We start from the raw sequence: 839 nt of genomic DNA on the forward strand, positions 1-839 counted from the left end.
TCTCAAAACAGTTTTCTGCTGATCTCAAACGAGTACAACAGAAAGCAGAAAGAGCAAAAGAGATTTGGCAACAAAGCCAACCGATTAAAAACACTTTAGCAGAAACCTATTTACGCAATCGGGGGATTACTTGTGAATTGCCTGCTGATTTACGTTTTCACGATAAATGTCCACACCCCTTAGGAATGACACTGCCCGCGTTGGTAGCGCTTGTTAAGGGGGCTGGCTCTTTTGCCATTCATAGAACCTTTTTACAAGCCAATGGCTGCAAAACAGATCAGAAACCAGCCAAAGCCATGTTGGGATCTGTTATGGGCGGTGCTGTGTACTTAAGCCAAGACAATCCAAAACATCTTGTCATTTGTGAAGGCATTGAAACGGGTCTGTCTCTGCTGTCTGGTTTGTTATCAGAGCCCGTGAATTTATGGGCGTCCCTTTCCACCAGTGGCATGATGCGTGTGAATTTACCCCCTATAAAAGGGCGTCTGACAATCGCAATGGATGGGGATGATGCGGATCGTAAAGCAGGTTTCACCCTAGCTGCGCGTGCTTATAGCAAAGGCTTTGAGGTCTTTATCATGCAAGCCCCTAACACTTTAGATTTCAACGATTTATTACTTTCTAAAGAGAGGAAAATATGAAAGAAAGTGATATAATAAATGACAACCAAAATACTTCTTTAAATGATAGCGATAATGCTTGTTTAAAAGCCATTCCTTATGAACAAGTCTTGCAACAAAATGGGTGGGGAGAATTAAAACCGATTGAGAGTGCTCTCTTACCCGTCGAACCTTTTCACGTTGCACAAATGCCTTTTAGATTAAGTCGTTATATTTATG

1 protein-coding gene and 1 pseudogene are annotated in these 839 nt (G+C 42.0%); both read left to right on the top strand.

Going from position 1 to position 839, the window contains the following annotated elements:
• Positions 1-641: DUF7146 domain-containing protein (locus ABD917_RS08725; protein WP_345119670.1), on the top strand; the 641-nt coding region annotated here is incomplete at its 5' end.
• Positions 638-839 (top strand): annotated as a pseudogene (locus ABD917_RS08730) (YfjI family protein); the annotation flags it as partial. The gene ABD917_RS08725 and the pseudogene ABD917_RS08730, both read left to right, overlap by 4 nt.

Source organism: Bartonella pachyuromydis (assembly GCF_039543065.1).
GTDB lineage: Bacteria > Pseudomonadota > Alphaproteobacteria > Rhizobiales > Rhizobiaceae > Bartonella > Bartonella pachyuromydis.